The sequence below is a fragment of the Sphingomonas sp. BK036 genome (assembly GCF_004216825.1).
In the GTDB taxonomy this organism is placed as follows: domain Bacteria; phylum Pseudomonadota; class Alphaproteobacteria; order Sphingomonadales; family Sphingomonadaceae; genus Sphingomonas.
Map to the genome: position 1 here is coordinate 1,201,773 of NZ_SGXR01000003.1, position 23,295 is coordinate 1,225,067.

Annotated in this window: 22 protein-coding genes; 11 read left to right on the plus strand and 11 right to left on the minus strand. The window is 67.9% G+C overall.

The features are described 5' to 3' along the window. Nucleotides 1-62: 62 nt before the first annotated feature. Genes recQ through EV283_RS05685 form a run of 3 tightly spaced genes read left to right on the plus strand, consistent with a single transcriptional unit; the run spans nt 63 to nt 2,652 of the window. Nucleotides 63-1,832 carry a DNA helicase RecQ gene (gene recQ, locus EV283_RS05675; protein WP_107956517.1) on the plus strand — a complete coding sequence of 590 codons (1,770 nt, stop codon included), beginning with the start codon at nt 63-65 and terminating at the stop codon, nt 1,830-1,832. Further along, entirely contained in the window at nt 1,829-2,257 is a 429-nt protein-coding gene (locus EV283_RS05680; protein WP_056412914.1) for a TIGR01244 family sulfur transferase, read from the plus strand. Before recQ ends, EV283_RS05680 begins: the two co-directional genes overlap by 4 nt. Then, the gene (locus EV283_RS05685) at nt 2,254-2,652 is read left to right on the plus strand and encodes a hypothetical protein (protein WP_130323353.1); all 399 of its coding nucleotides are present in this window, start codon (nt 2,254-2,256) and stop codon (nt 2,650-2,652) included. The genes EV283_RS05680 and EV283_RS05685 overlap by 4 nt, the downstream gene beginning before the upstream one ends. A gap of 499 nt (nt 2,653-3,151) precedes the next feature. Here the strand turns inward: EV283_RS05685 and EV283_RS05690 are convergent, their stop codons facing one another. From EV283_RS05690 to EV283_RS05715, 6 genes are all read right to left on the minus strand, one after another. Next, nucleotides 3,152-4,501, minus strand: coding sequence for an ammonium transporter (locus EV283_RS05690; protein ID WP_130323966.1), 1,350 nt, complete (start codon nt 4,499-4,501; stop codon nt 3,152-3,154). A 26-nt stretch (nt 4,502-4,527) separates the two neighbouring features. After that, the gene (locus EV283_RS05695; RefSeq protein ID WP_056053652.1) at nt 4,528-4,866 is read right to left on the minus strand and encodes a P-II family nitrogen regulator; all 339 of its coding nucleotides are present in this window, start codon (nt 4,864-4,866) and stop codon (nt 4,528-4,530) included. Nucleotides 4,867-5,161: 295 nt separating this feature from the next. Beyond that, the gene (gene purH / locus EV283_RS05700; RefSeq protein WP_130323355.1) at nt 5,162-6,724 is read right to left on the minus strand and encodes a bifunctional phosphoribosylaminoimidazolecarboxamide formyltransferase/IMP cyclohydrolase; all 1,563 of its coding nucleotides are present in this window, start codon (nt 6,722-6,724) and stop codon (nt 5,162-5,164) included. Nucleotides 6,725-6,910: 186 nt separating this feature from the next. Continuing rightward, nucleotides 6,911-8,659 carry a heparinase II/III family protein gene (locus tag EV283_RS05705; protein ID WP_242615797.1) on the minus strand — a complete coding sequence of 583 codons (1,749 nt, stop codon included), beginning with the start codon at nt 8,657-8,659 and terminating at the stop codon, nt 6,911-6,913. Then, nucleotides 8,656-9,315: a ribulose-phosphate 3-epimerase gene (gene rpe / locus EV283_RS05710; RefSeq protein WP_165391696.1), complete on the minus strand. Its 660-nt coding sequence runs from the start codon at nt 9,313-9,315 to the stop codon at nt 8,656-8,658. The genes EV283_RS05705 and rpe overlap by 4 nt, the downstream gene beginning before the upstream one ends. Before the next feature lie 167 nt (nt 9,316-9,482). Next, a complete protein-coding gene (locus EV283_RS05715) occupies nt 9,483-10,772 on the minus strand; it encodes a transcription antitermination factor NusB (protein WP_130323359.1) in 1,290 nt (429 codons plus the stop codon). A gap of 106 nt (nt 10,773-10,878) precedes the next feature. On the opposite strand from EV283_RS05715, the gene EV283_RS05720 reads away from it, so the two are divergent. Both EV283_RS05720 and EV283_RS05725 read left to right on the plus strand, forming a co-directional pair. Continuing rightward, a complete protein-coding gene (locus tag EV283_RS05720) occupies nt 10,879-11,037 on the plus strand; it encodes a DUF1674 domain-containing protein (RefSeq protein WP_082445075.1) in 159 nt (52 codons plus the stop codon). A gap of 239 nt (nt 11,038-11,276) precedes the next feature. After that, entirely contained in the window at nt 11,277-13,106 is a 1,830-nt protein-coding gene (locus tag EV283_RS05725) for an AsmA family protein (protein WP_242615798.1), read from the plus strand. A gap of 141 nt (nt 13,107-13,247) precedes the next feature. On the opposite strand, the gene EV283_RS05730 is transcribed toward EV283_RS05725, so the two are convergent. Both EV283_RS05730 and tsaD read right to left on the minus strand, forming a co-directional pair. Beyond that, entirely contained in the window at nt 13,248-14,225 is a 978-nt protein-coding gene (locus EV283_RS05730; protein ID WP_130323363.1) for an NAD(P)H-dependent glycerol-3-phosphate dehydrogenase, read from the minus strand. Then, entirely contained in the window at nt 14,222-15,340 is a 1,119-nt protein-coding gene (gene tsaD, locus EV283_RS05735) for a tRNA (adenosine(37)-N6)-threonylcarbamoyltransferase complex transferase subunit TsaD (protein ID WP_130323365.1), read from the minus strand. Before tsaD ends, EV283_RS05730 begins: the two co-directional genes overlap by 4 nt. 60 nt (nt 15,341-15,400) lie before the next feature. Between tsaD and hemC the strand changes: the two genes are divergently transcribed. The 4 genes from hemC (at nt 15,401) to EV283_RS19075 (ending at nt 18,275) form a co-directional block, all read left to right on the plus strand. Continuing rightward, a complete protein-coding gene (hemC, locus tag EV283_RS05740) occupies nt 15,401-16,306 on the plus strand; it encodes a hydroxymethylbilane synthase (RefSeq protein ID WP_130323368.1) in 906 nt (301 codons plus the stop codon). Then, complete coding sequence (locus tag EV283_RS05745; protein WP_130323370.1) at nt 16,303-17,010, plus strand: uroporphyrinogen-III synthase; 708 nt, start codon at nt 16,303-16,305, stop codon at nt 17,008-17,010. Before hemC ends, EV283_RS05745 begins: the two co-directional genes overlap by 4 nt. Before the next feature lie 18 nt (nt 17,011-17,028). After that, a complete protein-coding gene (locus EV283_RS05750; RefSeq protein ID WP_130323372.1) occupies nt 17,029-17,964 on the plus strand; it encodes a hypothetical protein in 936 nt (311 codons plus the stop codon). Nucleotides 17,965-18,122: 158 nt separating this feature from the next. Beyond that, nucleotides 18,123-18,275, plus strand: a complete 153-nt coding sequence (locus EV283_RS19075; RefSeq protein WP_156359533.1) for a hypothetical protein — start codon at nt 18,123-18,125, stop codon at nt 18,273-18,275. Nucleotides 18,276-18,338: 63 nt separating this feature from the next. On the opposite strand, the gene EV283_RS05755 is transcribed toward EV283_RS19075, so the two are convergent. From EV283_RS05755 to EV283_RS05765, 3 genes are all read right to left on the minus strand, one after another. Continuing rightward, nucleotides 18,339-19,130, minus strand: a complete 792-nt coding sequence (locus EV283_RS05755) for a DUF72 domain-containing protein (RefSeq protein WP_207223037.1) — start codon at nt 19,128-19,130, stop codon at nt 18,339-18,341. Between the two features lie 175 nt (nt 19,131-19,305). After that, the gene (locus EV283_RS05760) at nt 19,306-20,178 is read right to left on the minus strand and encodes a flagellin (protein WP_130323374.1); all 873 of its coding nucleotides are present in this window, start codon (nt 20,176-20,178) and stop codon (nt 19,306-19,308) included. Between the two features lie 304 nt (nt 20,179-20,482). Then, a complete protein-coding gene (locus EV283_RS05765; RefSeq protein ID WP_130323376.1) occupies nt 20,483-21,355 on the minus strand; it encodes a flagellin in 873 nt (290 codons plus the stop codon). A gap of 272 nt (nt 21,356-21,627) precedes the next feature. Between EV283_RS05765 and EV283_RS05770 the strand changes: the two genes are divergently transcribed. Both EV283_RS05770 and fliE read left to right on the plus strand, forming a co-directional pair. Beyond that, nucleotides 21,628-22,935, plus strand: coding sequence for a sigma 54-interacting transcriptional regulator (locus EV283_RS05770; protein WP_130323378.1), 1,308 nt, complete (start codon nt 21,628-21,630; stop codon nt 22,933-22,935). Further along, complete coding sequence (gene fliE / locus EV283_RS05775) at nt 22,932-23,294, plus strand: flagellar hook-basal body complex protein FliE (protein ID WP_056412962.1); 363 nt, start codon at nt 22,932-22,934, stop codon at nt 23,292-23,294. The genes EV283_RS05770 and fliE overlap by 4 nt, the downstream gene beginning before the upstream one ends. The last annotated feature ends 1 nt before the right edge of the window (nt 23,295 follow it).

The following is a 23,295-nucleotide window of genomic DNA, read 5'->3' on the forward strand; positions in this document are numbered from 1 at the left end:
GAATGCTCGCCCACGCGGATCATCCATTGCGGCGAGGGTGAACGAACCCTAGGTCCGAGGCAATGGCACTCGACCCCCTTCCCGATCTCCAGCGCATCTTCGGCTTTCCTGATTTTCGTGGCGTGCAGCGCGATGTCGTCGACCGTGTGCTCGCGGGGCAGCGGACGCTGGCGGTGATGCCGACCGGTGCGGGCAAGTCGCTCTGCTACCAGCTGCCCGCGACGATGCTCGAGGGGACATGCGTCGTCGTCTCGCCGCTGATCGCGCTGATGCACGACCAGTTGCGCGCGGCGACCGCGGTGGGGATCAAGGCGGCGACATTGACCTCGGTTGATACCAATCGCGAGGAGACGATCGCGCGGTTCCGCGCAGGCGATCTCGACCTGCTGTACGTCGCGCCCGAGCGGGCGTCGAACGAGAGCTTCCGCAATCTGTTGTCGCAGGCGAAGCTCTCGCTGTTCGCGATCGACGAGGCGCACTGCGTCAGCGAATGGGGGCACGACTTCCGCCCCGACTACCGGTTGCTGCGACCGCTGCTCGACAGCTTTCCCGACGTGCCGCGGCTGGCGCTGACCGCGACCGCGGATGCCCATACGCGCGCGGATATCCTCGAACAGCTGGGGATCTCGCGCGAGGGACTGATCGTGTCGGGGTTCGACCGGCCGAACATCCGCTATGCGATCTCGGCGCGCGACAACGTCAACCGGCAGATCGCCGACATCCTCGAGAAGATCCCGGGGCCGGGGATCGTCTATGCGCAGACGCGCGCGGCGACCGAGAAGCTCGCCGAGGCGCTGGGGCGCAGCGGACGGCCGACGCGGGCGTATCATGCCGGGCTCGATCCGCAGGTGCGCGCAAAGAACCAGGCGGATTTCGTCGCGAGCGAGGACATGGTGATCTGCGCCACGGTCGCGTTCGGGATGGGGATCGACAAGCCCGACGTGCGGTTCGTAGCCCATGCCGGGCTGCCAAAATCGATCGAGGCCTATTATCAGGAGACCGGCCGCGCAGGCCGCGACGGCGATCCGGCGATCGCGCATCTGTTCTGGGGTGCCGAGGATTTCGCGCGCGCGCGCCAGCGGATCGGCGAGGTCGAGCCCGAGCGGCAGGCGGGCGAACGCCAGCGGCTGACCGCGATGGGCGGACTGGTCGAGACCGCGGGGTGCCGGCGGCGAATCCTGCTCAAGCATTTCGGCGAGGAGCGGCTCGAGGATTGCGGGAATTGCGACAATTGCCTCGGCAATGTCGACGCGGTCGACGCGACCGAGACCGCGCGGAAATTCCTGTCGGCGGTGTTCCGCACCGGGCAGATGTTCGGCGTCGGTTACATCGAGGGCATCCTGACCGGCGTGTCGTCGGAGCGCAGTTTGATGAACGGGCATGAGGCGCTGTCGGTCTACGGGATTGTCGAGGGCGACGAGGTGGCGTTGCTCAAACCCGTGTCGCGCGCGCTGATGCTGAAGGATGCGCTGCGGACAAATCCGCATGGCGGCCTCGAATTCGGTCCGGCGGCGAAGGCGATTCTGAAGGGCGAGGCCGCATTGTCGGTGATCGTGCCGCCAAAGCGCGAGCGGCGGCGCAAGGCTGCGGCGGGCGCGGTGCCGAACCCGGTCGACGATCCGCTGTTCGAGGCGCTGCGCATCCGTCGGCGCGATCTGGCGAAGGAAGCGGGCGTTCCGCCGTATGTGATCTTCCACGATTCGGTGCTGCGTGACATGGCAGCGCAGCGGCCCGCATCGCGCGCCGCGCTCGCCGTGCTGTCGGGCATTGGCGCGCGCAAACTCGACGCCTATGGAGATGCCTTTCTGGCAGTTATCCGCGAGTCCGCATGATCCGGCACATCAACGAAAGCATTTCGGTCGCACCGCAGATCGCGGTCGAACAGGTCGCGGACATCGCCGCGGCGGGCTTCAAGACGATCGTCAACAACCGCCCCGACGACGAGGATGCGGGCCAGCCTTCGGGCGATTCGATTCGTGCGGCGGCAGAGGCGGCCGGTCTGGCCTATTTCTCTATTCCGGTGACGCATGCGGGCTTCTCGCATCCGCAGATCGACGCGATGACCACGGCGCTGGTGGAGTCGAAGGGCCCCGTGCTGGCCTATTGCCGGTCGGGCACGCGAAGCTGCAATTTGTGGGCACTGGCGGCGGCGAAGCAGGGACGCAACCCCAATTTGCTGCTCGCCCAGGCCGAGGACGCCGGGTACGACCTGCGCGGTATTCGCCCGATGCTGGACGCGCTCGCAGGGCCGCGATGACACCTGCGATCGTCGGCGGCATCGTGGCCGTCGTGGTGCTGCTGCTCGCGGGGCTGGTCTGGGTCGTCGTGCGGATGCGGCGCGTCGTTAAGATCGAGACGCCCGAAGAAGCGGCGGATGCCGCGCAGGCGCAGCTTCCGGGCTTTGCGGTGGCCGGCGCGGTCGTCGGGGCGGATGGCCAGGGCGCCCTCGCGATCGCGGCCGACGGGCGAGTGGCGGCGGTCCGGCGGATCGGCAAGCGGCTGGCTGTGCGCGAGGTGAGCTGGCGCACCGTGCGTGCGACTCAGGACGGGATACTGGTCGAGACCGGCGACCGGGCGCTCGGTGCGGTGATGCTCGCACAGGTCGACGTGCTCGACATCCGCCGGTTGGCGCCCAAGAGCGTGCGGGTCTGACGCGGTTCGCTGACGGCTGACGCGTTCCTCCCCGGCGGAGGCCGGGGTCCAGTCGGGAAACGGCGCTAACGGAACGCGGCACGTCGTTACTGAGACCTTCCCAACTGGGCCCCGGCCTTCGCGGGGGGGGGGGTACCGGCGCTTAGGACATAAGCGGCGAACAGAGTCGAAATGGCACTCTTCTGCTCCCCTTCCGCTTGCGGGAGGGGTCGGGGGAGGGGTTAGCCCCATGGACCGGACGCCAGTACGTACGTCGGCCCCTCCCCTAACCCCTCCCGCAAGCGGAAGGGGGATTTGACTCTTGTAGCTTTGCCTAGCCTTGAACGCCCGCTCTCAAGGGAGAACGTTCAAGGCGCCCCCCTCCTCGAACGCGATCGAAGTACCCCTTCGATCGACTAAAAAAATGGCCCGGTATGTTGCCATACCGAGCCAAGGTTGTCCGCAGGAGGAACGTCGTGGGTGCGGGCTCGTCCGGCCCGCTACCGATTGGTGTTGGCGATCAGTTGTAGGCGCGCTCGCCGTGCTCGCCGATGTCGAGACCTTCGGTTTCGACTTCGGGCGAGACGCGCAGGCCGGTCAGCGCCTTGGCGACATAGATCGCGATCACGGTGCCGATCGCCGCCCAGACGATCGTGGTAGCAACAGCGGCGACCTGGACGAAAAGCTGGTGGCCCATGTCGAAATCGGGCTTGCCGGGGCCGCCCAGCGACGGGGCGTAGACGATGCCGGTGCCGATCGCGCCGATCATGCCGCCGATGCCGTGGATGCCGAACGCGTCGAGCGCATCGTCATAGCCGAGCTTCGGCTTGAGGAACGTCACCGCGTAATAGCAGACCACCGAGGCAACCGCGCCAAGGATGATCGCGCCGAACGGGCCTGAATTGCCCGCTGCCGGCGTGACCGCGACGAGCCCGGCGATGATACCCGAGCAGAAGCCGAGTGCCGAACCCTTGTGGCCGTTGACGCGCTCGATCAGCATCCAGGCAAGCCCGGCAGCCGCGGTGGCGACGAAGGTGTTGAGCATCGCGAGCCCTGCAGAGCCGTTCGCCTCGAGCGCCGACCCGGCGTTGAAGCCGAACCAGCCCACCCAGAGCAGCCCGGTGCCGATCCCCGTCATCGTCAGCGAGTGCGGCGCCATGCGCTCGGCGGGATAGCCGATCCGCTTGCCGAGGATGAGCGCTGCGACCAGCGCCGAGACGCCGGCGTTGACGTGGACGACGGTGCCGCCGGCGAAATCGAGCGCGCCCATCTTGAAGAACTTGCCGCCCGATGCCCACACCATGTGCGCGATCGGGAAATAGACGATCGTCAGCCAGACGATGGCGAACACCATCACGGCCGAGAACTTCATCCGCTCGACGACCGAGCCGAGCACGAGCGCAATGGTGATCGCGGCGAACGTCATCTGGAAGCAGATGAAGACATATTCGGGGATCGCGACGCCTGCGGTGAAGGTCGCCGCGGTGGAATCGGGCGTGATGCCGCGGAGCAGCGCCTTGCCGAAGCCCGAGATATACTCGCCGCCACCATCACCGAACGCCATCGTGTAGCCGTACATGACCCAGAGCAGCATCGCGAGACACGCGACCGCGCCGATCTGGGTCATCGTGGACAGCATGTTCTTGGCGCGGGTGAGGCCGCCGTAGAACAGCGCGAGGCCGGGGACGATCATCATCAATACCAGCAGCGTCGACGTCATCATCCAGGCGGTGTCGCCCTTGTTCACGGTCGCCACCACGGGCGCCACGGCAGGTGCGGCGACGTCCTGCGCCCAGGCGGGGGCGGCGGCGATCATCGCCGCGCCGAACCCGAGGACCGCGGCGGCGGCCGTCTTCATATCATGCTTCATCATGTCCCCCCTCCAGTCGTTCATTGTCACAGGGCTGAATCGTCGGTTTCGCCGGTGCGGATGCGCACCGCCTGCCCCACGTCGAGCACGAAGATCTTGCCGTCGCCGATCGCGCCGGTGTTCGCCGAGGCCTGGATCGCCTCGACCACGCGGTCGGACAGGCTGGCGGCGCAGACCACCTCGATCTTGATCTTGGGCACCATGTTGGTGCTGTATTCGGCCCCCCGATAGATCTCGGTCTGGCCCTTCTGCCGGCCGAACCCCTTGACCTCGGTGACCGTCATGCCCGCCACGCCGATCGTGGTGAGCGCTTCGCGCACCTCGTCGAGCTTGAACGGCTTGATGATGGCAATGACGAGTTTCATCGCGCCCCTTCCCCAGTTGTCTTGGGAAGCGCTTCGCAATGTACGTGCCAGTTTTGGTGCGGAGGGGTGAGGGGTGCTCAGAAGGCGAGCAGCGGGCGATTTAGGGTTAAAACTTGTGCAGTGCGGCGAGCGTGCCTGTTTTATGGGCAGTCACGCCTTCGTCATGCCGGGCTCGTTCCGGCATCCACGGTTCCGCACACCAAGCACCGGCGAGGACGCGGCGCGGTGGATGCCGGAACGAGCCCGGCATGACGACGGGGGGTGAGGCGGCGGCGGGTGCCGCCCCGCGCCTCCCTCAGTGGCGGAAGTGGCGCATGCCGGTGAAGACCATCGCGAGGCCTGCCTCGTCCGCGGCGGCGATAACGTCGGCGTCGCGGATCGAGCCGCCGGGCTGGATCACTGCCGTGGCGCCTGCCTCGACCGCGGCGAGCAGGCCGTCGGCGAACGGGAAGAACGCGTCGGAGGCGACCGCGGAGCCGATCGTGCGCGGGGTGGACCAGCCGGCCTTGTCCGCGGCGTCCTTCGCCTTCCAGGCCGCGATGCGCGCGGATTCGAGGCGGTTCATCTGGCCCGCGCCGATGCCCGCCGTGCTGCCGTCCTTGGCATAGACGATCGCGTTCGACTTGGTGTGCTTGGCGACGGTCCAGGCGAAGCGGCAGTCGATCAGTTCCTGCTCGGTCGGCTGGCGCTTGGTGACGACGGTGAGGTCGCCGGGGGTGCCGTTGTCGCGGCCCTGTACGAGCCAGCCGCCCGCGATCGACTTGGCGGTGAGGCCGGTGCGCGCGGGATCGGGGAGCTCGCCGGTGAGTAACAGGCGGAGGTTCTTCTTGGCGGCGAACAGCGCGATCGCGTCCTCGTCTGCATCGGGGGCGACGACGACTTCGGTGAAGATGCCGGTGATCGCGCGCGCGGTCTCGGCGTCGAGCGTACGGTTGACGGCGATGATGCCGCCGAATGCGGAGACGGTGTCGCAGGCGAACGCGGCGGCATAGGCTTCGGCGAGCGTCGACGCGGTGGCGACGCCGCAGGGGTTGGCGTGCTTGACGATGACGACCGAGGGGTCGGCGTCGCGGAACTCGGCGATGAGTTCGAGCGCGGCGTCGGCGTCGTTGAGGTTGTTGTAGCTGAGCGCCTTGCCCTGGAGCTGGCGCGCCTGACCGATGCCGCGGACGCTGCCCGTCGCCGTATAGAAGGCGGCGGACTGGTGCGGGTTCTCGCCGTAGCGCAGACTGTCGCCGCGCTTGAGCGTGATCGGCAAGGTGGCGGGGAATTCCTCGGCCTGGTCGACGGTGCCGAACCACGTCGCTATCGCCGAGTCATAGGCGGCGGTGGTGGCGAAGGCCTTCGCGGCGAGCTTCTTGCGGTCGTCGAGCGTGGTGGTGCCCCCCGACACGAGCGCATAGTCGGCGGGGTCGGTGACGATCGCGACATAGGCGTGGTTCTTGGCGGCCGAGCGGACCATGCTGGGGCCGCCGATGTCGATATTCTCGATCACGGTGTCGCGGTCTGCGCCCTTCGCGACGGTGGCTTCGAACGGGTAGAGGTTGACGATCACGAGATCGATCGCGCCGATCGCGTGTTCGGCCATCGAGGCGGCGTGGCCGGCGTCGTCGCGGACCGCGAGCAGGCCGCCATGCACCATCGGGTGAAGCGTCTTGACGCGGCCATCCATCATCTCGGGGAAGCCGGTGAGTTCGCTCACGTCGCGCACGGTGAGACCCGCGGCGCGGAGTGCGGTGGCGGTGCCGCCGGTGGAGACGAGTTCGACGCCGTGGCTGGCCAGCGCTGTGCCGAGATCGACGATCCCGGTCTTGTCGGAGACGGACAGGAGCGCGCGCTTGATCGGGATGCTGGTCATGAGGGTCTTTCGTGGAGTCGCCGTGCGGCGGGCCTTAGCGTCGGTTGCCGTTGGGGAACAGGGGGGCCTGCCCTCCCTACGTCATCCTGACGAAAGTCAGGACCCAGAGCCACGGGCGCGGTCGTTTGGTATCCTGGATCCTGACTTTCGTCAGGATGACAGGCGTGGGGGATGATGCGGTGACCGTCAGGCCTTCTTCAGCGCCCAGCTCACGCTCGCGCCACCGGCCGCCGCCTCACCCGTGATCATCAGCTGTTGCGTCGCGACAGGGCGGCCGTCGGCGTCGATCCAGACGCTGTCCTCGACCACCAGCGCGCCGCCGCGGCAGCGGAACTGCCAGAGCGCACCACCCGGCAGGCGGAGGATCGCACCCAAACCGTCGGCAGTCGGCGACACCTGCACGCCTTCGCCCAAATGAAAGCGGATCGCGAACAGCGACAGGCCGACGCGGCGCTTGCGGCCCTGCGGGAGCAGCGCGTCCTCGCCGCGCAGTTCGCGACCGTCGCCGGTCAGCATCAGCTGGCGGCGGTGGAGGAAGCCCCAGCGGCGGACATAGCCGTCGTGGCTCGCCTCGATGCGGCTCGCGGCCTCCGATTCCTGGCGGCTGAGTTCGACCTCGCCGACGCCGCGGCCGAGTGTGCCGTCGGTCAGGATCGCAGTCGAGTTGCTGTCGGCGATCGTCAGCGTCGAATGCGCCGCGGTCGAGCGCAGGCCTTCGACCATCGCGGGCGGGAGTTGCGCGATGCCCGCGCGTGCGCCGCCGCAGTTGACGACGATCCGCGCCGGGCCGTCCGAGAATTCGAACGCGAGCGTAGACGCGCAACCGCCCTCGACGAGTCGCGCGATCGGCGGCGGAGCCGCGTCGACGATCAGCACCGCGGTGCCGGCGGCGAGGCGTTGATAGCCCCAGTCACGTGCCTGGCGTAACGGGCGGGTGCGGACGCCGCTGGCCTCGATCACCGCGGCGACCTGCGTTTCGCTCGACGGACCGCCGCCCTGCCAGCTCGACAACCCGCGATCGGCGTGCGCGACGCCCAGCAGCGCCGCGACCATCCGGGTGAGCGTGACCGCCACCGTCTCGGGCAATTCGGCGCCGCGCGCAGCATAGCTTTCCTGGAGCAACGTCAGCAGCTGGATCGAATCGAGCAGCATCGCCGGGCTGCGCGAGACCGAGCCGCCGTCGTCGAACAGACCGGTCCCGAGCGCACGCAGCAGCCCGGCTTCACCGAACGCCTGGCGGGGTTCGCCGCCGGGGATGAGAAGGCCGGCGGCGACGACCCCGCACCATGCGGCGATGCGCGGGGCGCCCGCGGGGGCCTTGTCGGCGGTACGATCGAGGTGGAGCGCGCCCTTGGCGAGCGCGTTGAGCACCTTCGAGCGGTAGATCTGGTCGGACGACGACAGGATCAGCGGCGCGTGCGCGGTCCAGGCGAGGATCCGCCTGCCCCACATGTCCGGGCGCCACGCGATCCCGCCCTGCGTGTCGGCGTGCGCGGTCAGCCAGAGGCCCATGAGATATTCGGCGATCGGCGCGCCGCGCGATCGGGTCGCGACGGTCGACAGGTCGCGCAGCCACGCGAAACTCTGCAGATACTCGGCAAAGGGTTTGGGGAGCGGCTTGGCCAAATCGAGCGTCTCGATATCGCGCGCTTCGCCGCGGAACGAGAGCACGCCCTCCAGCAGCATCGTGCCGCGCGGGATGTCGCCGAGGATGGGGTCGTCGGGGACCGCGATCAGCTTGAGCGGGTAGCGCCCCTTGAGCCGCAGCGTGTGCAGCGGGGTGCGCCACGTCAGCCGGTGGAAGCGCTCGGCAAGGCGGTCGGCGAGCGACAGCCCCTTGTCGCCGCCGAGGCGGATCAGGCGACGACCTTCGTCGATCCCGTCGGGCGCGGGATCGGTCACGACATCGCGCGTCAGATCGTGCGGTTCGTTCACCCCCGCAACGCGGCGATGTTGGCGGCATAATGATCCGGGCCGCCGCGGAAGACCGAGGTGCCCGCGACGAGCGCGTCGGCGCCCGCCTCGATACAGCGCTTGGCCCATTCGGCATCGACGCCGCCATCGACCTCGAGATCGATCGCGCGACCGCTCTTTTCGATCATAGTGCGGATCGCCGAGATCTTCTTGAGCTGGCTCGGGATGAAGCTCTGCCCGCCAAAGCCCGGGTTGACGCTCATCACCAGCACGAGGTCGACCATGTCCATCAGGTAGTCGAGCATCTTGGCGGGGGTGCCGGGGCAGATCACGATGCCGGCGCGCTTGCCGAGGCTCTTGATGTGCTGGAGCGAGCGGTGAATGTGCGGGCCGGCCTCGTAATGCACGGTGATGCAGTCGGCACCGGCGTCTGCGAACGCGTCGAGATAGGCGTCGACGGGCGAGATCATCAGGTGGACGTCGAACGGCTTGGTGGTCACGCCGCGCACCGACTTCATGACCGCGGGACCGAACGAGATGTTGGGGACGAAATGGCCGTCCATCACGTCGATATGGATCCAGTCGGCGCCGGCGGCGTCGATGGCGCGCACTTCCTCGCCGAGCTTGGCAAAATCGGCGGAGAGGATCGAGGGAGCGATACGGACGGGCTGCATCATTGTGTCCTAGCGCGGGATTCGGTTGGTGCGAAGGCCTTCTATCCTCCCGCGCCAGGGGGAGGTGGCACCGCAGATGACGGAGGGGCGGAAACGGAACAGCGGTTGCCCTGTCCTCCCCCTCCGTCTGGCAAATGCCAGCCACCTCCCCCCTGGCGGGGGAGGATTGGTTAGCTGCGCTTCAGGCGGGCGATGAAGAAGCCGTCGCAGCCCCCCTGGTCTGCCAGCATGCCGGGGAGCGTGCGGATCGTGCCGGCTTCGGTCGGTGTGATGCCGGCGGGGAGTTCGGACTGCTCGACCGGCACGATCGTGTAGTCGCTCCGCGCCGTGAGGAACGCGTCGAGCTGTGCCTCACCTTCCGACGGCTCGAGCGAGCAGGTCGCGTAGACGAGCGTGCCGCCGGGCTTCACCCAGTCCGCCGCGCGCGCGAAAATCTGTGCCTGCAACGCCGCGGTCTCGGCGATAATCGAGGGGCGAACGCGGTGGAGCACATCGGGGTGGCGGCGGAAGATGCCCGTCGCGCTGCACGGCGCGTCGATCAGGATCGCGTCGGCGGGCTCGGTCGGCGCCCATTCGAGGATGTCGGCGTTGACGACCTCCGACTTCAGGTGCGTGCGATACAGGTTTTCGCGCAGGCGCTTGATCCGGCTCTGCGAATTGTCGACCGAGGTGACGGTCCAGCCGGCCGCAGCGAGCTGCAGCGTCTTGCCGCCGGGCGCCGCGCACAGATCGAGGACGTGGCCCCCACCCTCTGACGGCGCCTTGCCGAGCAGCCGTGCGGGGAGCGAGGCGGCGATGTCCTGCACCCACCAGGCGCCGTCGCCGAACCCGGCCATGTCGGGGACCGAGTCGTGGTCGCCGAGACGCAGATGGCCGGGCATGAAGCTTTCGCCGCCCAGCTTCTCGCGCCAGCCTTCGGTTTCGGACGGGTCGGCGATCGTCAGGTCGAGCGGCGGTACCTGGGCGATCGCGCGGCCGGCGGCGTCGACCATCTCTTCGCCCCACGCGGCTTCCCAGCGCAGGTCGACGGGGGCGGGCAGTGTCGGGACTTCGGGGAGAAGCATGTTGGCGCGGAACAGCGTGCCGAAGACGCCGTGGACGAGTTTGCGCGGGCCGCCGTCGACCAGCGGCAACACGGTCGAGATCGCGGCGTGCGACGGCGTGCCGAGGATCAGCACCTGGACAAGCGCGATGCGCAGCGCCATCCGCGCCTTCGCATCGTCGGGCAGGTTGGTCTTGGTAACCGAATCGATCATCGCGTCGAGATCGGGCAGCCGGCGCAGCGTCTCGGCGGCGATCGCATGCGCGAGGCCACGATCGGGGCCGTGGATCGCGCGGGTCGCGGCGGGCAATGCGGATTCGAGCGACTCGCCCCGACGCAGCACGGCGTCGAGCAGGCGGAGGGCTGCACGGCGGGTGGGGACGCCGAGCGGCTCGGGGGCGTGGGTGTAGTCAGGCATCAAAGGTCCTTCGCGTTCGGATCGCACGCGCGGCTGTTATGGCAAAATCGCGCGGCGCGCCCCATGTGGCGGTTACGACGCCAACACGCAAATCCGGAGAGCCGCGATGGGCCAGCGCCCCGATCATGTGAAGCCACCCGAATATCTCGCAAAGACCACGCCGGTGCCCAAACCCGAGCCGATCGTGCCCGACAAGGACCCCGAACCACGCGATCCCACGCGCTATGGCGACTGGGAGCTGAAGGGCATGGCGATCGATTTCTGAGGGCTTTGGATACTGCGACGCCGGCAGAGCTAGATACCACCCCGGCGGAGGCCGGGGTCCAGTTGGAGAGGTCGCCGTAACGGAGCGTACTCCTGCGTTAGCGACGTTTTCCAACTGGACCCCGGCCTTCGCCGGGGTGGTAGGCGAGGTAAATCTGCGGCAGCGGTCCTGACGCAGGCGGAACGAATGCCCGCTCGGCGCGTCGCGGTAAGATGAGGGGATTATTCGAAAAACGCTGGGTGAAAATCACCGGCATCGTCATTGCGGGCGTGCTCGTGCTGGGGCTGTTGGGGCTCGCCGCCTTTCCCTGGGGGTCGCTCAGGGGCGTGATCCAGCGGCAGCTTACCGCGCGGTTCGGGCGGCCGGTGACGATCGGCGGAATCGAGCGAGTCGATACGTTCGGGTTCAACCCGACGATCCGCATCACCGACGTGCGAATCCCGCAGGCCGACTGGGCCGGCAAGGGCGATTTCGTGCGGTTGCGCGAAGCCGAGGCGACGTTTTCCGGGCTCGCGCTGCTCAAGGGCGCGTTCGGACCGCGCGACGTGAAGGCGCGCGGGCTGCGGCTCGTGCTGGTGCGCGACAAGCATGGCCGGACCAATTGGGAGCGGCCGGGCAAGCCCAAAAGCGGCGGGAGTTCGACCGATTTCGACGCGCTGACGATCAGCGACAGCGTGATCACGTATCGCGACGACAAGCAGGACCGCTTTGCCGCGGCGCGGTTCGTGTCGGATCCGGTGCACGGGATCCGCGCGGCCGGCAGCGGCACGATCCGCGGCGCGGCCGTCCGGATCGCGGTCGCGGGGCCTTCGGTGGCGAAATTCCAGGGCAAGCCCTGGCCGTTCACCGCGTCGATCGATGGCGATGCGCTGTCGATCAGCGCCAAGGGCCGGATGGACACGCCGCTCGATACCGACGCGATGAGCCTCGACGTGACCGCGCGCGCGACCGATCTCAAGCTGATCGACGCGGTGATCGAGGCGGGTCTGTTCCGGACGCAACCGGTGTCGTTCAGCGCGCATGTCCGTCACGACCAGCCGAAATGGACGGTGACGGAGCTCAAGGGCGTGGTCGGGCGCTCGGATTTCACCGGCCACGTCACGGTCGACAAGCAGGCGGGCCGCAGCAAGGTCGATGGCGACATCGTCTCGCGCCAGTTCGACTTCGGCGATCTGGCGTCGGACCAGGGCAAGGCCGAGGGCGCCGCGCTGGAACGCGCGATCGGGCCGCGGCTGGTGCCCAACACGCGGATCGATATCGGCAAGATCGACACCACCGATGCGCGGATGGGGTTTCGGATCGGCCGGATCGTCAGCGGCAAGGGCGCCTCGCCGATCCTGTCCGCCAAGGGCGTGCTGGCGATCGACCACCAGCTGCTGACGCTCAGCGATCTCGTCGCACGGCTGCCGCATGGTAACGTCACCGGACGCGTGACCGTCGACCAGCGCGGCGACCGCAAGGTGCCGAGCGTCGATATCGACCTCCGGCTGCGCGGCAGCAGCGTGCAGGACATCGCGGGCGGCGGCGGCGATTTCAGCGGCAACGTCAGCGCGCGCGTGCGGCTGAAGGGACCCGGCGAGACGATCCGTGCGGCGGTCGGGCGATCGAACGGCACGATCGGGTTCGTCGCGCGCGACGGACACTTGCCGCAGGGGATCGCGGCGGCGCTCGGATTCGATGCGGCGCGCGCGTTGCTGGCGAAGGATGGCGAGCGCGCGGGTCTGCGCTGCGTGGTGCTCAAGCTCGACGTGACGCGCGGGCGCGGACGGGTCAATCCGATGATCGTCGACACGACCGCCAGCCAGTTGCGCGGCCAGGGGAGCGTGGTGTTTCCCGGCGAGACGCTCGACATCCGGCTGACCGGCACGCCCAAACAGCATGCGCTGCTGCGGTTGCCGGGGTCGGCCTACATGACGGGGACGATCGAGCGGCCGCATGTGACGATTCCGCCCGAGGTGAAGTCGGTCGGGAATATCTTCAAGGCGATCGGGCGGGCGATCACGGGGAAGCAGGGTCCGGTCGCCGGGGATGCGGATTGTTCGGGGCTAGCGGCGCGGGTGCTGCGATAACCTGATCCTCCCCCGCCAGGGGGAGGTGTCTGGCACTTGCCAGACGGAGGGGGAGGTAGGCGACACGTCGGTTCCGTGTCCTCCCCCTCCGTCGCTTCGCGCCACCTCCCCCTGGCGGGGGAGGATTGGGTTACCGCCGGATCAGCCCGCTTCGCCTTTCAACGGCCGCGCGAGCAGGTCGCCGATCACGTCGCTGACGGGGGCGCCTTCCAGCAGGCGGCAGACGGCTTCGGTGATCGGCATGTCGACGCGCGCGTCGCGGGCGGCTTCGCGGAGGACGGGGGCGGTGAAGGCACCTTCTGCGACGGTGCGGCGGTCGGCGAGCAAAATCTCGGCAGAGTCGCCTTTCCCTAAACCGACGCCGAGCGAGAAGTTGCGCGAACTGGTCGAGGAGCAGGTGAGCACGAGGTCGCCCAGCCCCGACAGCCCGGCGAGCGTTTCCGCGCGCGCGCCGCGGGCGAGGCCGAACCGCGTCATCTCGGCGAACCCGCGCGCGATCAGCGCCGCACGCGCGTTCTGGCCGAGGCCTGCGCCCTCGACGACACCACAGCCGATCGCGAGGACATTCTTCACTGCGCCGCCGATCTCCGCGCCCGCGACGTCGGTCGAGGCGTAAGTACGGAAATGACGCGCAGCGAGACGCGTCGCGAGACGGTCGCCTAGCTCGGCATCCTCGCACGCCAGCGTCACCGCGGTGGGCAATCCCGCAGCGACTTCGTGAGCGAAGGTGGGACCTGAGAGGACCGCGATCGGCGCGTCGGGATGCACCGCGCGCGCGACTTCGCCGACGAGCCGCTTGCTGCCGGCCTCGATCCCCTTGGCGCACAGCACGAGCGGGATGCGGCCGACCGGCGCGGCGGCGAGGACGCTGCCGACATGCTGTGCCGGCGCGACGACGAGAATCGCGTCCATACCAGCGAGCACGGCGAGGTCGTCCGTCGCGCGGATCGTCGGCGAGAGCGCGACACCCGCCAGGAACAGTACATTCTCATGGGTCGCGTTGATCGAGTCGACGACCGCGGGTTCGCGCGCCCAGAGTATCACGTCGCGCCCTTCATGCGCCGCGACCTGCGCGAGCGCGGTGCCCCAGGCGCCGCCGCCAATGACCCCAATCTTCATGCCTTCACTCCTGCGCCACGTACCGCTTCGGCGTTGGGATCGAGCGGCCAGCGCGGGCGCGCGGCGACGTCGAGCGGATCGGTGAGGCCGGCCGCGAACCGCTCGGCACCCGCCCAGCCGATCATCGCGGCGTTGTCGGTGCACAGCCACAAAGGCGGCGCGACGAAGCGGAGGCCGTGCGCGCTGGCGAGCGCCTGCAACGCGCCACGCACCGCGGTGTTGGCCGCGACGCCGCCGGCGACGACGAGCGCGGTGGGGCGGCGGGTGTGTGGGCCATCCCTACCCCCGTTCGCTTCGAGCGAAGTCGAGAAGTCGCCGCGCGGGTGTGTCTCGACTTCGCTCGACACGAACGGCAGTTTTTCAAGCGCCTTGGTCGTGCGATCGATCAGACAGTCGACCACCGCGGCCTGGAACGAGGCAGCGAGATCCTCGGGCGAATACTGCCCGACGACGCGCGCGACCGCGCTCTTCAGACCGGCGAACGAGAAATGCGGTTCGGCCGAGCCTTTCAGCGGGCGTGGCAGCGGGACCGCCTTCGGGTCGCCAAGCGCGGCGGCGCGTTCGACCGCGGGGCCGCCAGGAAAGCCCAACCCAAGCAGCTTGGCGGTCTTGTCGAACGCCTCGCCTGCCGCATCGTCGATCGTCGTCGCCAACCGCCGGTACGCGCCGACGCCTTCGACCAGCAGCAACTGGCAATGGCCACCGGAGACGAGCAGCAGCAGGTACGGGAATTCGAGATCGGGGTCGGACAACCGCGGCGAGAGTGCATGGCCTTCGAGATGGTTCACCGCGATCAACGGCTTGCCCGCGGCGTGCGCGAGCGCCTTGCCCGTGACGAGCCCGACCATGACGCCGCCGATCAAGCCCGGCCCGGCGGTCGCGGCGATCGCATCGACGTCGGCCAGCTTGAGCCCCGCGTCGGCCAACGCCGCGACGATCAGCGGCTCGAGCGCCTCGACATGCGCGCGCGCGGCGATTTCGGGGACGACACCGCCGAACGGGGCGTGCGCGGCCTCCTGTCCGAGCAGCCGGTGCGCGAGGACCTGCCGGTCGCCGGTGACTAGCGCGGCGGCGGTTTCGTCGCAGGAGGATTCGATGCCGAGAATGATCATCACTGCGTCCTATCGTGCCCGCCGGCGCTTGTCGAAGCCCTGCCCTTTCTGCATGGCACGCGGATGACTCGTTTTCGGCTCGGTACGCGCGGCTCGCCGCTCGCTCTCACCCAGGCAGCCATGGTGCGCGACGCGCTGTGTGCGGCGCATGGCTGGTGGCCCGACGCCGTCGAGATCGTCGTGATCCGAACCACCGGCGACCGCGTACAGGATCGCGCGCTGGCCGAGATCGGCGGCAAGGCGCTGTGGACCAAGGAACTCGATCGCGCGCTGCACGATGGCGACATCGATTGCGCGGTGCATTCGATGAAGGATGTCGAGACGATCCGCCCCGCCACGCTGTCGATCGCGGCAATGCTGCCGCGCGCCGACGTGCGCGACCGGCTGATCGGTGCGGAGACGCTGTCCGACCTGCGCCAGGGCGCGGTGATCGGCACGAGTTCGCCGCGACGCCGCGCGCAGATGCTGCGGCTGCGGCCCGACCTGGAGATCGTGCTGATCCGCGGCAACGTCGATACGCGGCTCGGTCGGGTGGCGAGCGGCGAGATGGACGCAACCCTGCTGGCGGCCGCCGGGCTCGACCGGCTCGGGCGCGACGACGGCCATGCGATCCCGACCGACGTGATGCTGCCCGCGCCCGCGCAGGGGGCGGTCGGGATCGAGGTGCTCGCCGGGAGCGCGGCGGGCGGGATCGTCGCGGCGATCGACCACCGCGATACGAGCCTGTGCGTGCTGACCGAGCGTGCGCTGCTCGCGCGGCTCGGCGCGGACTGTCACTCGCCGGTCGCGGCGCTGGCGTCGCTCGCGGGCGAGACGCTGACGCTCCGCGCCGAGCTGATCGCCGAGGATGGCGCGTGCGACGTCGCGGGATCGATCGAGGGGACGGTCGACGACGATCTTGGCACCGCGCTCGCGGAGGATCTGCTCGCACGTGCACCGGCCAGCGTGAGACGATTATTCTCCGCATGACGCCGGTCGTGGTGCTGCGGCCGGAGCCCGGCAACACGCGCACCGCCACCGCGCTGCGGGCGCTGGGCATGGACGTGCGCCAGATCCCGCTGTTCGCGGTCGTGCCCGTCGACTGGCCCACGCCCGATCCCGCCCGGTTCGACGCGCTGTTGCTGACGAGCGCGAACGCGGTTCGCCACGCGGGTATCGGGGTCGAGGCGTTGAAACACTTGCCCGTCGTCGCGGTTGGCGAGACGACGGCGGCGGCGGCACGCGCGGCCGGGTTCGGCGTTGCGCTCACCGGCAACGCGGACGGGCGAGCGGCCGTCGCGCTGGCACAGGACAACGGTTTTGCCCGATTGCTGCATCTCACCGGCCGCGACCGCGCGGCCACAGGTGAGGCAGAGGACCGGGATCGCGCAGTCGAGCCAATCACCGTCTATGCCAGCAATACCGTGCCACTCGACGACGCGGTTGCACGGTCGTTCGAGGATTGCGCGATACTGCTCCATTCGACACGCGCCGCGACGCGGCTGGCCGCACTGGTCGATGCGAGCGGAGCGGCGCGTGCGCGGATCGCGCTCGTCGCGATCAGCCAAGCGGTCGGCGATGCCGCCGGCGCGGGTTGGCGAGACGTCGCGATCGCCCCGCAACCGACCGACGCTGCGGTCGTCGCATGCGCTGCTGCACGTGCGAGCACGCGCGCGATTGACCAGCGTGGCTAGGGCGGAGATAAGCACGCCATGACTGACTACGTGCCGACCGACCGCCCACGGGCACGCGGACCCAGAATGGGCGTCATCCTGGCGCTGGTCAGTCTCGCCTTCATCGCCGGGCTCGGCCTGATGGGCTATGCGGTCCGGACGCTGCCCTGGTTCGCCACCTTCCGCGCGACGAATGCCGCATCGACCGCTGCCGGACAGAAGGCTGCCGCGGGCAATGCAGGCTATATTCCGTCGCAGCCGCTCGGCCCCGATGGTCAGCCACAGGCCGCCGCGCCGGTCGATACCGCCGTTCTGGCGACGCGCGAAGCAACGCTGGCGGCGCAATTGACCGCGCTCGAGGCGCGCACCGCGACGATCACCACCGATGCCACCGCGGCCGGCGGACAGGCGACGCGCGCCGAAGGGCTGATGGTGGCATTCGCTGCGCGCCGTGCGCTCGATCGCGGGGTCGGGCTCGGCTATCTCGAGGAACAGTTGCGGTTGCGGTTCGCCCAGGCGCAGCCGCGCGCGACGACTACGCTGATCCAAGCCGCACGCCAGCCGGTGACGCTCGAGGATCTGCGCCAGGGCCTCGACACGATCGCGCCCGACATCACTGCGTCGACCGGCGATGGCTGGCTCGACACGCTGCAACATCAGATCGATTCGCTCGTGGTCCTGCGCAAAGCCGGCACCCCCTCGCCGATGCCGACCGATCGCCTCGCCCGCGCGCGCCGGTTGCTCGAAGCCGGCCAGGTCGAAGCCGCCCGCGCCGAGGTAGCGCGCTTGCCGGGTGCGGCACAGGCCGGCAACTGGATGAGCGCCGCCCGCCGGTACGTCGTGGCACGCCAGGCGCTCGACGTGATCGAGAACACCGCGCTGATCGGACAGGCCGGCCAACCCCAGCCGGCTCCGGTGGTCATCCCCGCGCCGGTCGTGGAAACCGCGACGCCGGACGACGCAGCCGGCATATAGACCGCCTACGGGCGCGATTGGTCTCGGGGGATCAGGCATTCTGCCCGTGTCCGATACACCCATTCCGACTGATATATTGATCTAGATTGTGATCATACTACTGACATAATAGCGTTAATTTAACCCGATGCCCCCAAACTGGGCACATGATGCAGTTCATGCCCCGCTCCCCGAAGGATCTCGAACTCTGGCATGGGCGTCATCTCCAGCTCGCCGCGCTGGCGCTGACCGCACAGGTGATGGAGATGCATTTGAGCCTTGCCGGTCTGTACAGAGAGCAGATCGCCGCGATCCTCCTAGGCAAGGCCTGACCGCGCCGCTCGACCGCACCTCTCGTGCACCACCCTATCGGACCCGTCCCGGTCCTCTCGCGGTCAGGGTGTGATGCGTTCGATCAACGCCATTGCTGCGTGGGGTGCGCGCACTTTGGCGCCGTTGATGACGAAGACGAACGTATCGCGAGTGCGATCCGGCGGAACGACGTCCTCGACATAAGGCAGGCCTTCTGGGTGCCCACCCGCCGACCAAGTCTTCGCTCTCGCCCCCCATGCATCGAGCGCGATGGGCGCATAGCCCGCGACGAACCGCTCCTCGGCATCTTCCAGCCGCACATAGACGAAGTCGCCGGTAACATCGGCAATCGCGGGGTATTCGGCCGATTGCGCAAACGCGATCGTGACGCCCGCGTCCCGGCACATTGCGATGAATTCGGGCACCGCGAAACTCTCGTGCCGGACCTGGATCGCGTGGCGTAGCGCAAGACCATCCTGGCTGGCGGGCAAGAGTTTGAGAAACGCACCGAAATCCCCGGGATCGAACCGCTTGGTCGCCATGAACTGCCACAGGATCGGCCCGAGACGGTCACCCAGCTCGACGATGCCCTGTCCGGTAAACCTGGCGATCGACTCGCCAGCGTCCGCCAGCACCTTGCGGTTCGTGCAATAGCGCGACGCCTTGAGGGCGAAGACGAAGCCATCGGGCACAGCCTTGGCCCAGGACGCGAACGTCGCAGGCTTGTGGCTACTATAATAGGTGCCGTTGATCTCGATCGCGGTGACGCGCGCCGCGGCATAGTCCAGCTCGCGCGTCTGCGGCCATTTCTCGGGATAGAAGGTCCCCCGCCACGGCGCGTAGGTCCAGCCGCCAATGCCGATTCGGATGGTCATGCGGTGGACTATAGCGCGGTGATGCCGCGCTTGGCGATTTCTCATCGGCAGCCCGTCCCAAACAGAAAACCCCGACGGCCGAAGCCGCCGGGGTTTCGTACCGCTCGCGACAGGCGCGGGCGGATCCGACCGGCATCGGCACCCTTGGGGGGCGATGCCAATGCCGGTGCTCGGATTACTGAAGCAGCTTCAGGACGCTCTGCTGGCTCTGGTTGGCCTGGCTCAGCATCGCGGTCGATGCCTGGCTCAGGATCTGCGCCTTGGCGAGTGCGGTCGTTTCCGACGAGAAGTCGGTGTCCTCGATGCGGCTCTTGGCGTCCGACAGGTTGGTCGCGTTCGAGGTCAGGTTGTTGACCGCCGACTGCAACTGGTTCTGCGAGGCACCGAGCGATGCGCGACGGTTCGATACTACAGACAATGCCTTGTCGTATGCTGCCAAATCTCCTGAAGCGGCGACAGAGCCTGGCGTCGTGGTCACGTCGACCACCGAACCGACACCACCAGTCGGCGCATCAACCGTACCGGCGGCCACCGCACTGAGGCTGGAGCCGAGGTCCAGGTTAATCGCATCGCTGCTGTTCGCACCGGCCTGAATTTTGACGATCTTCGCATCAGCCGGCGTTCCCGTCTTACCGGCGAACAATGCCACACCGTTAAACGTGGTGTTCGTCAGAACATTGTTGATCTGCTTGGCCAAGGCGTCCTGCTCGGTCTTGATGTTTGCCTTGTCGGCATCCGAATAAGTGCCGTTGCTCTTCTGAACCTCAAGCTCGCGCATGCGCTGCAGGTTATTGCTGACCTCGTCGAGCGCGCCCTCGGCGGTCTGCGCCATCGAGATGCCATCGTTCGCGTTGCGGACGCCCTGGTTCATACCCTTGATCTGCGACGTCATCGACGACGAGATGGCGAGGCCGGCGGCATCGTCCTTGGCCGAATTGATGCGCTTGCCGGTCGACAGGCGCTCCATCGACGTGGCCAGCATGTTCGAGGCCTTGGTCGAAGCGTTGGTCGCGCGCAGTGCGGAAACATTGGTGCCGATGACAGACATTGTAAAACTCCAGTAATTTGCAGCGATCCCCGCCGCCCCCGTGGCGAAGGGCCGTGCCGCCATAATAAGTAACGGCAGGATCCCGCCGGACTTAAATAAAACCGGCCATATATTGCCGCTTTTTTCTTTGGCTTACACAATCTTGCCGGAGTTTTCTTGTCAGCCAGAACGAATAAACCCCGACGACCTTGGGTCGCCGGGGTTCGCATCTCTCGATCCTGAACGTAGCGCGGAAAAGCGCGTACGCGTCATCGGCTCGATCGGCGCCGTCACCCTAGGGGGGCGGTGCCGGCACCGAACCGGATCAGCCGAGCAGCTTCAGAACGCCCTGCTGGCTCTGGTTGGCCTGGCTGAGCATCGCGGTCGATGCCTGGCTGAGGATCTGCGCCTTGGCGAGCGCGGTCGTTTCAGCCGAGAAGTCGGTGTCTTCGATACGGCTCTTGGCGTCCGAAAGGTTGGTCGCGTTCGAGGTCAGGTTGTTGACCGCCGACTGCAGCTGGTTCTGCGACGCGCCGAGCGATGCGCGGCGGTTCGAGACAGTCGCCAACGCGTTGTCGTAGTCCGCAAGGATGGTGGTGCTGCTCGCAGCAGCGGTCGAACCGGTCACGACGGTCCCAATCCCTCCACTCGCCGGCGCAGCATTCGCGCCCGTGGTGGCCGGCACATACGCTGCCTTGAGATCGGTCCCAAGGTTCAGGTCGATCGAGTCAGTGGCGTTGGCACCTGCCTGGATCTTGACCGCCCCCCCGTTGCCGGCCGTACCGCCGAACAGGTCCACGCCATTGAACTTGGTGTTGGTCAGCACGTTCGTGATCTGCTTCGCCAGCGCGTCCTGCTCAGTTTTGATATTTGCAATATCGCTCGCCGAATAGGTGCCATTGCTCTTCTGGACTTCGAGCTCGCGCATGCGCTGCAGGTTGTTGCTGACCTCGTCAAGTGCGCCCTCGGCGGTCTGCGCCATCGAGATGCCGTCGTTCGCGTTGCGGACGCCTTGGTTCATGCCCTTGATCTGCGACGTCATCGACGACGAGATCGCCAGACCGGCGGCATCGTCCTTGGCCGAATTGATGCGCTTGCCGGTCGACAGGCGCTCCATCGACGTGGCCAGCATGTTCGAGGCCTTGGTCGAGGCGTTGGTCGCGCGCAGTGCCGAGATGTTGGTACCGATGACAGTCATGAGAATCTCCGTGATCTTCGACGATCCGCGCCGCCCCCATGGCGAAGTGCCGATCCGTCACAGGGGGTAACGGCCGCCTCGTCGCGAACTTTAGCGGAAAAAATCGCATCACCTGCGAGCGCCCCCGGTGCGCGCCCTCCTACGCGCGCGCGTAGACGCGTCCGCATGTGTCCACGCGGACGCGCCCGGAAATAATCTGCCGCATGCCGGCACCGTTTAACCGCAAATTTACCACCAATGGCGCATTCCCCGAATCGTTCAGGGGGAACTCAATGCGTTCTATTTTTCCATCGGCCGCAGTCACTTCGCGGAAATATGCGCTGGTCTCGTCGCTTCGGGCGCAGGGATTTGCCGTAGGCTCGTTCGAAACGGCGCAGCCGGGCCCGAACGATCTGTTTCTGGTCGTCGAAGGCGAAGGCGTCGTCGCCCCTGCCCGCACCGTCGTGATCGGCTGCGAAGGCCGCCAGGTGACCCCGTCGCGCGACGGCGCGCCCGCCCGGATCAGCTTTGCCGCGGAAGACACCGCAGTCGGCAACGGGTTCGCGCGCGCCTTGATCGGCGGCCCCGACATGCCGACTGCCGCGGACCCCGAATCGCTCGCGTTGCTGGCACTGGCCGAACGCGTTGCCGCCGCCGACATCACCGTCCTCATCAACGGCCCGACCGGCACCGGCAAGGAAGTGCTCGCCCGCGCGATCCACAATGGGTCGGCACGCAAGGACAAGCCGTTCATCGCGATCAACTGCGCAGCCCTCCCCGAATCGATGCTCGAGGCGCTGCTGTTCGGCCACCAGAAGGGTGCGTTTACCGGCGCGTCGTCGGGGGGCGACGGCTTCTTCCGCGCGGCAAACGGCGGCACGATCCTGCTCGACGAGATCGCCGAGATGCCGCTCCAGCTGCAGGCGAAACTCCTCCGCGTGTTGCAGGAGCGCGAGGTCGTGCCGCTCGGCGCATCGGTGCCGCAGCCGATCGACGTCCGCGTGATCGCCTGCGCCAACCGCGACCTGCACGCCGAAGTCGCCGCGGGCCGGTTCCGCGCCGATCTCTATTACCGCCTCGCGGTGTTCCCGCTCACGACGAAGTCGCTGGCCGAACGCCCGCAGGATATCCCTGCGCTCGCCGCCACGCTGATCCTGCGTCACGCCGGCACGCGTAACGCCATCCCCTGGCCCAGCCATGCGGCGATCGAGCAGCTGATGCAGCACGACTGGCCCGGCAACGTCCGCGAACTGGAAAACGTGATCCAGCGCGCGCTGCTGTTCTGCGGCGGCGACACGATCGAGGCGAACCACATCGTGTTCGACCGCCCGGTGTCGATGACGTTTCAGCGTACCGCGGTAGTCACGCCCATCACGCCGGTTGCAGCGGAGCCGGAAACGCCCCCCGGGACCCTGGGCAACATCGTCCAGATGAGCGAGTTCGCCGCGATCCGCGAGACGCTCAAGGCCTGCAACGGCAGCCGGATCGAGACCGCCAAGCGCCTCGGCATTTCCGAACGCACGCTGCGCTATCGCCTCGCCAAGGCGCGTGAGCAGGGCGACGATATCGGCAACGTCCATAACTGGGCGGCCTCGGCATGAGCGGCGTCTCGGGCATCGGCGGCGGCGCGATGAGCGTCGACCGCGTCATGGCGCTGCGCTCGCAGATCCTCGAACGCAACCAGGCGCTGTCGCGCGCCGGGGCGAGCGGCACCGTAGCGCCGACCGAGACGGTCAAGCCGACCAGCTTTGCCGACACGATGGAAACCGCGCTGAAAAGCGTCAACGATGGCCAGACCCAGGCCGCCAAGCTCAGCGAAAGCTATGAGCGCGGCGAGACGGTCGACATCGCGAAAGTGATGCTCGCCCGCCAGCAGGCGTCGGTCGGGTTCGAGGCGACGTTGCAGGTCCGCAACAAGCTGTTGTCCGCCTACAAGGATATCATGAGCATGCCGGTCTGAC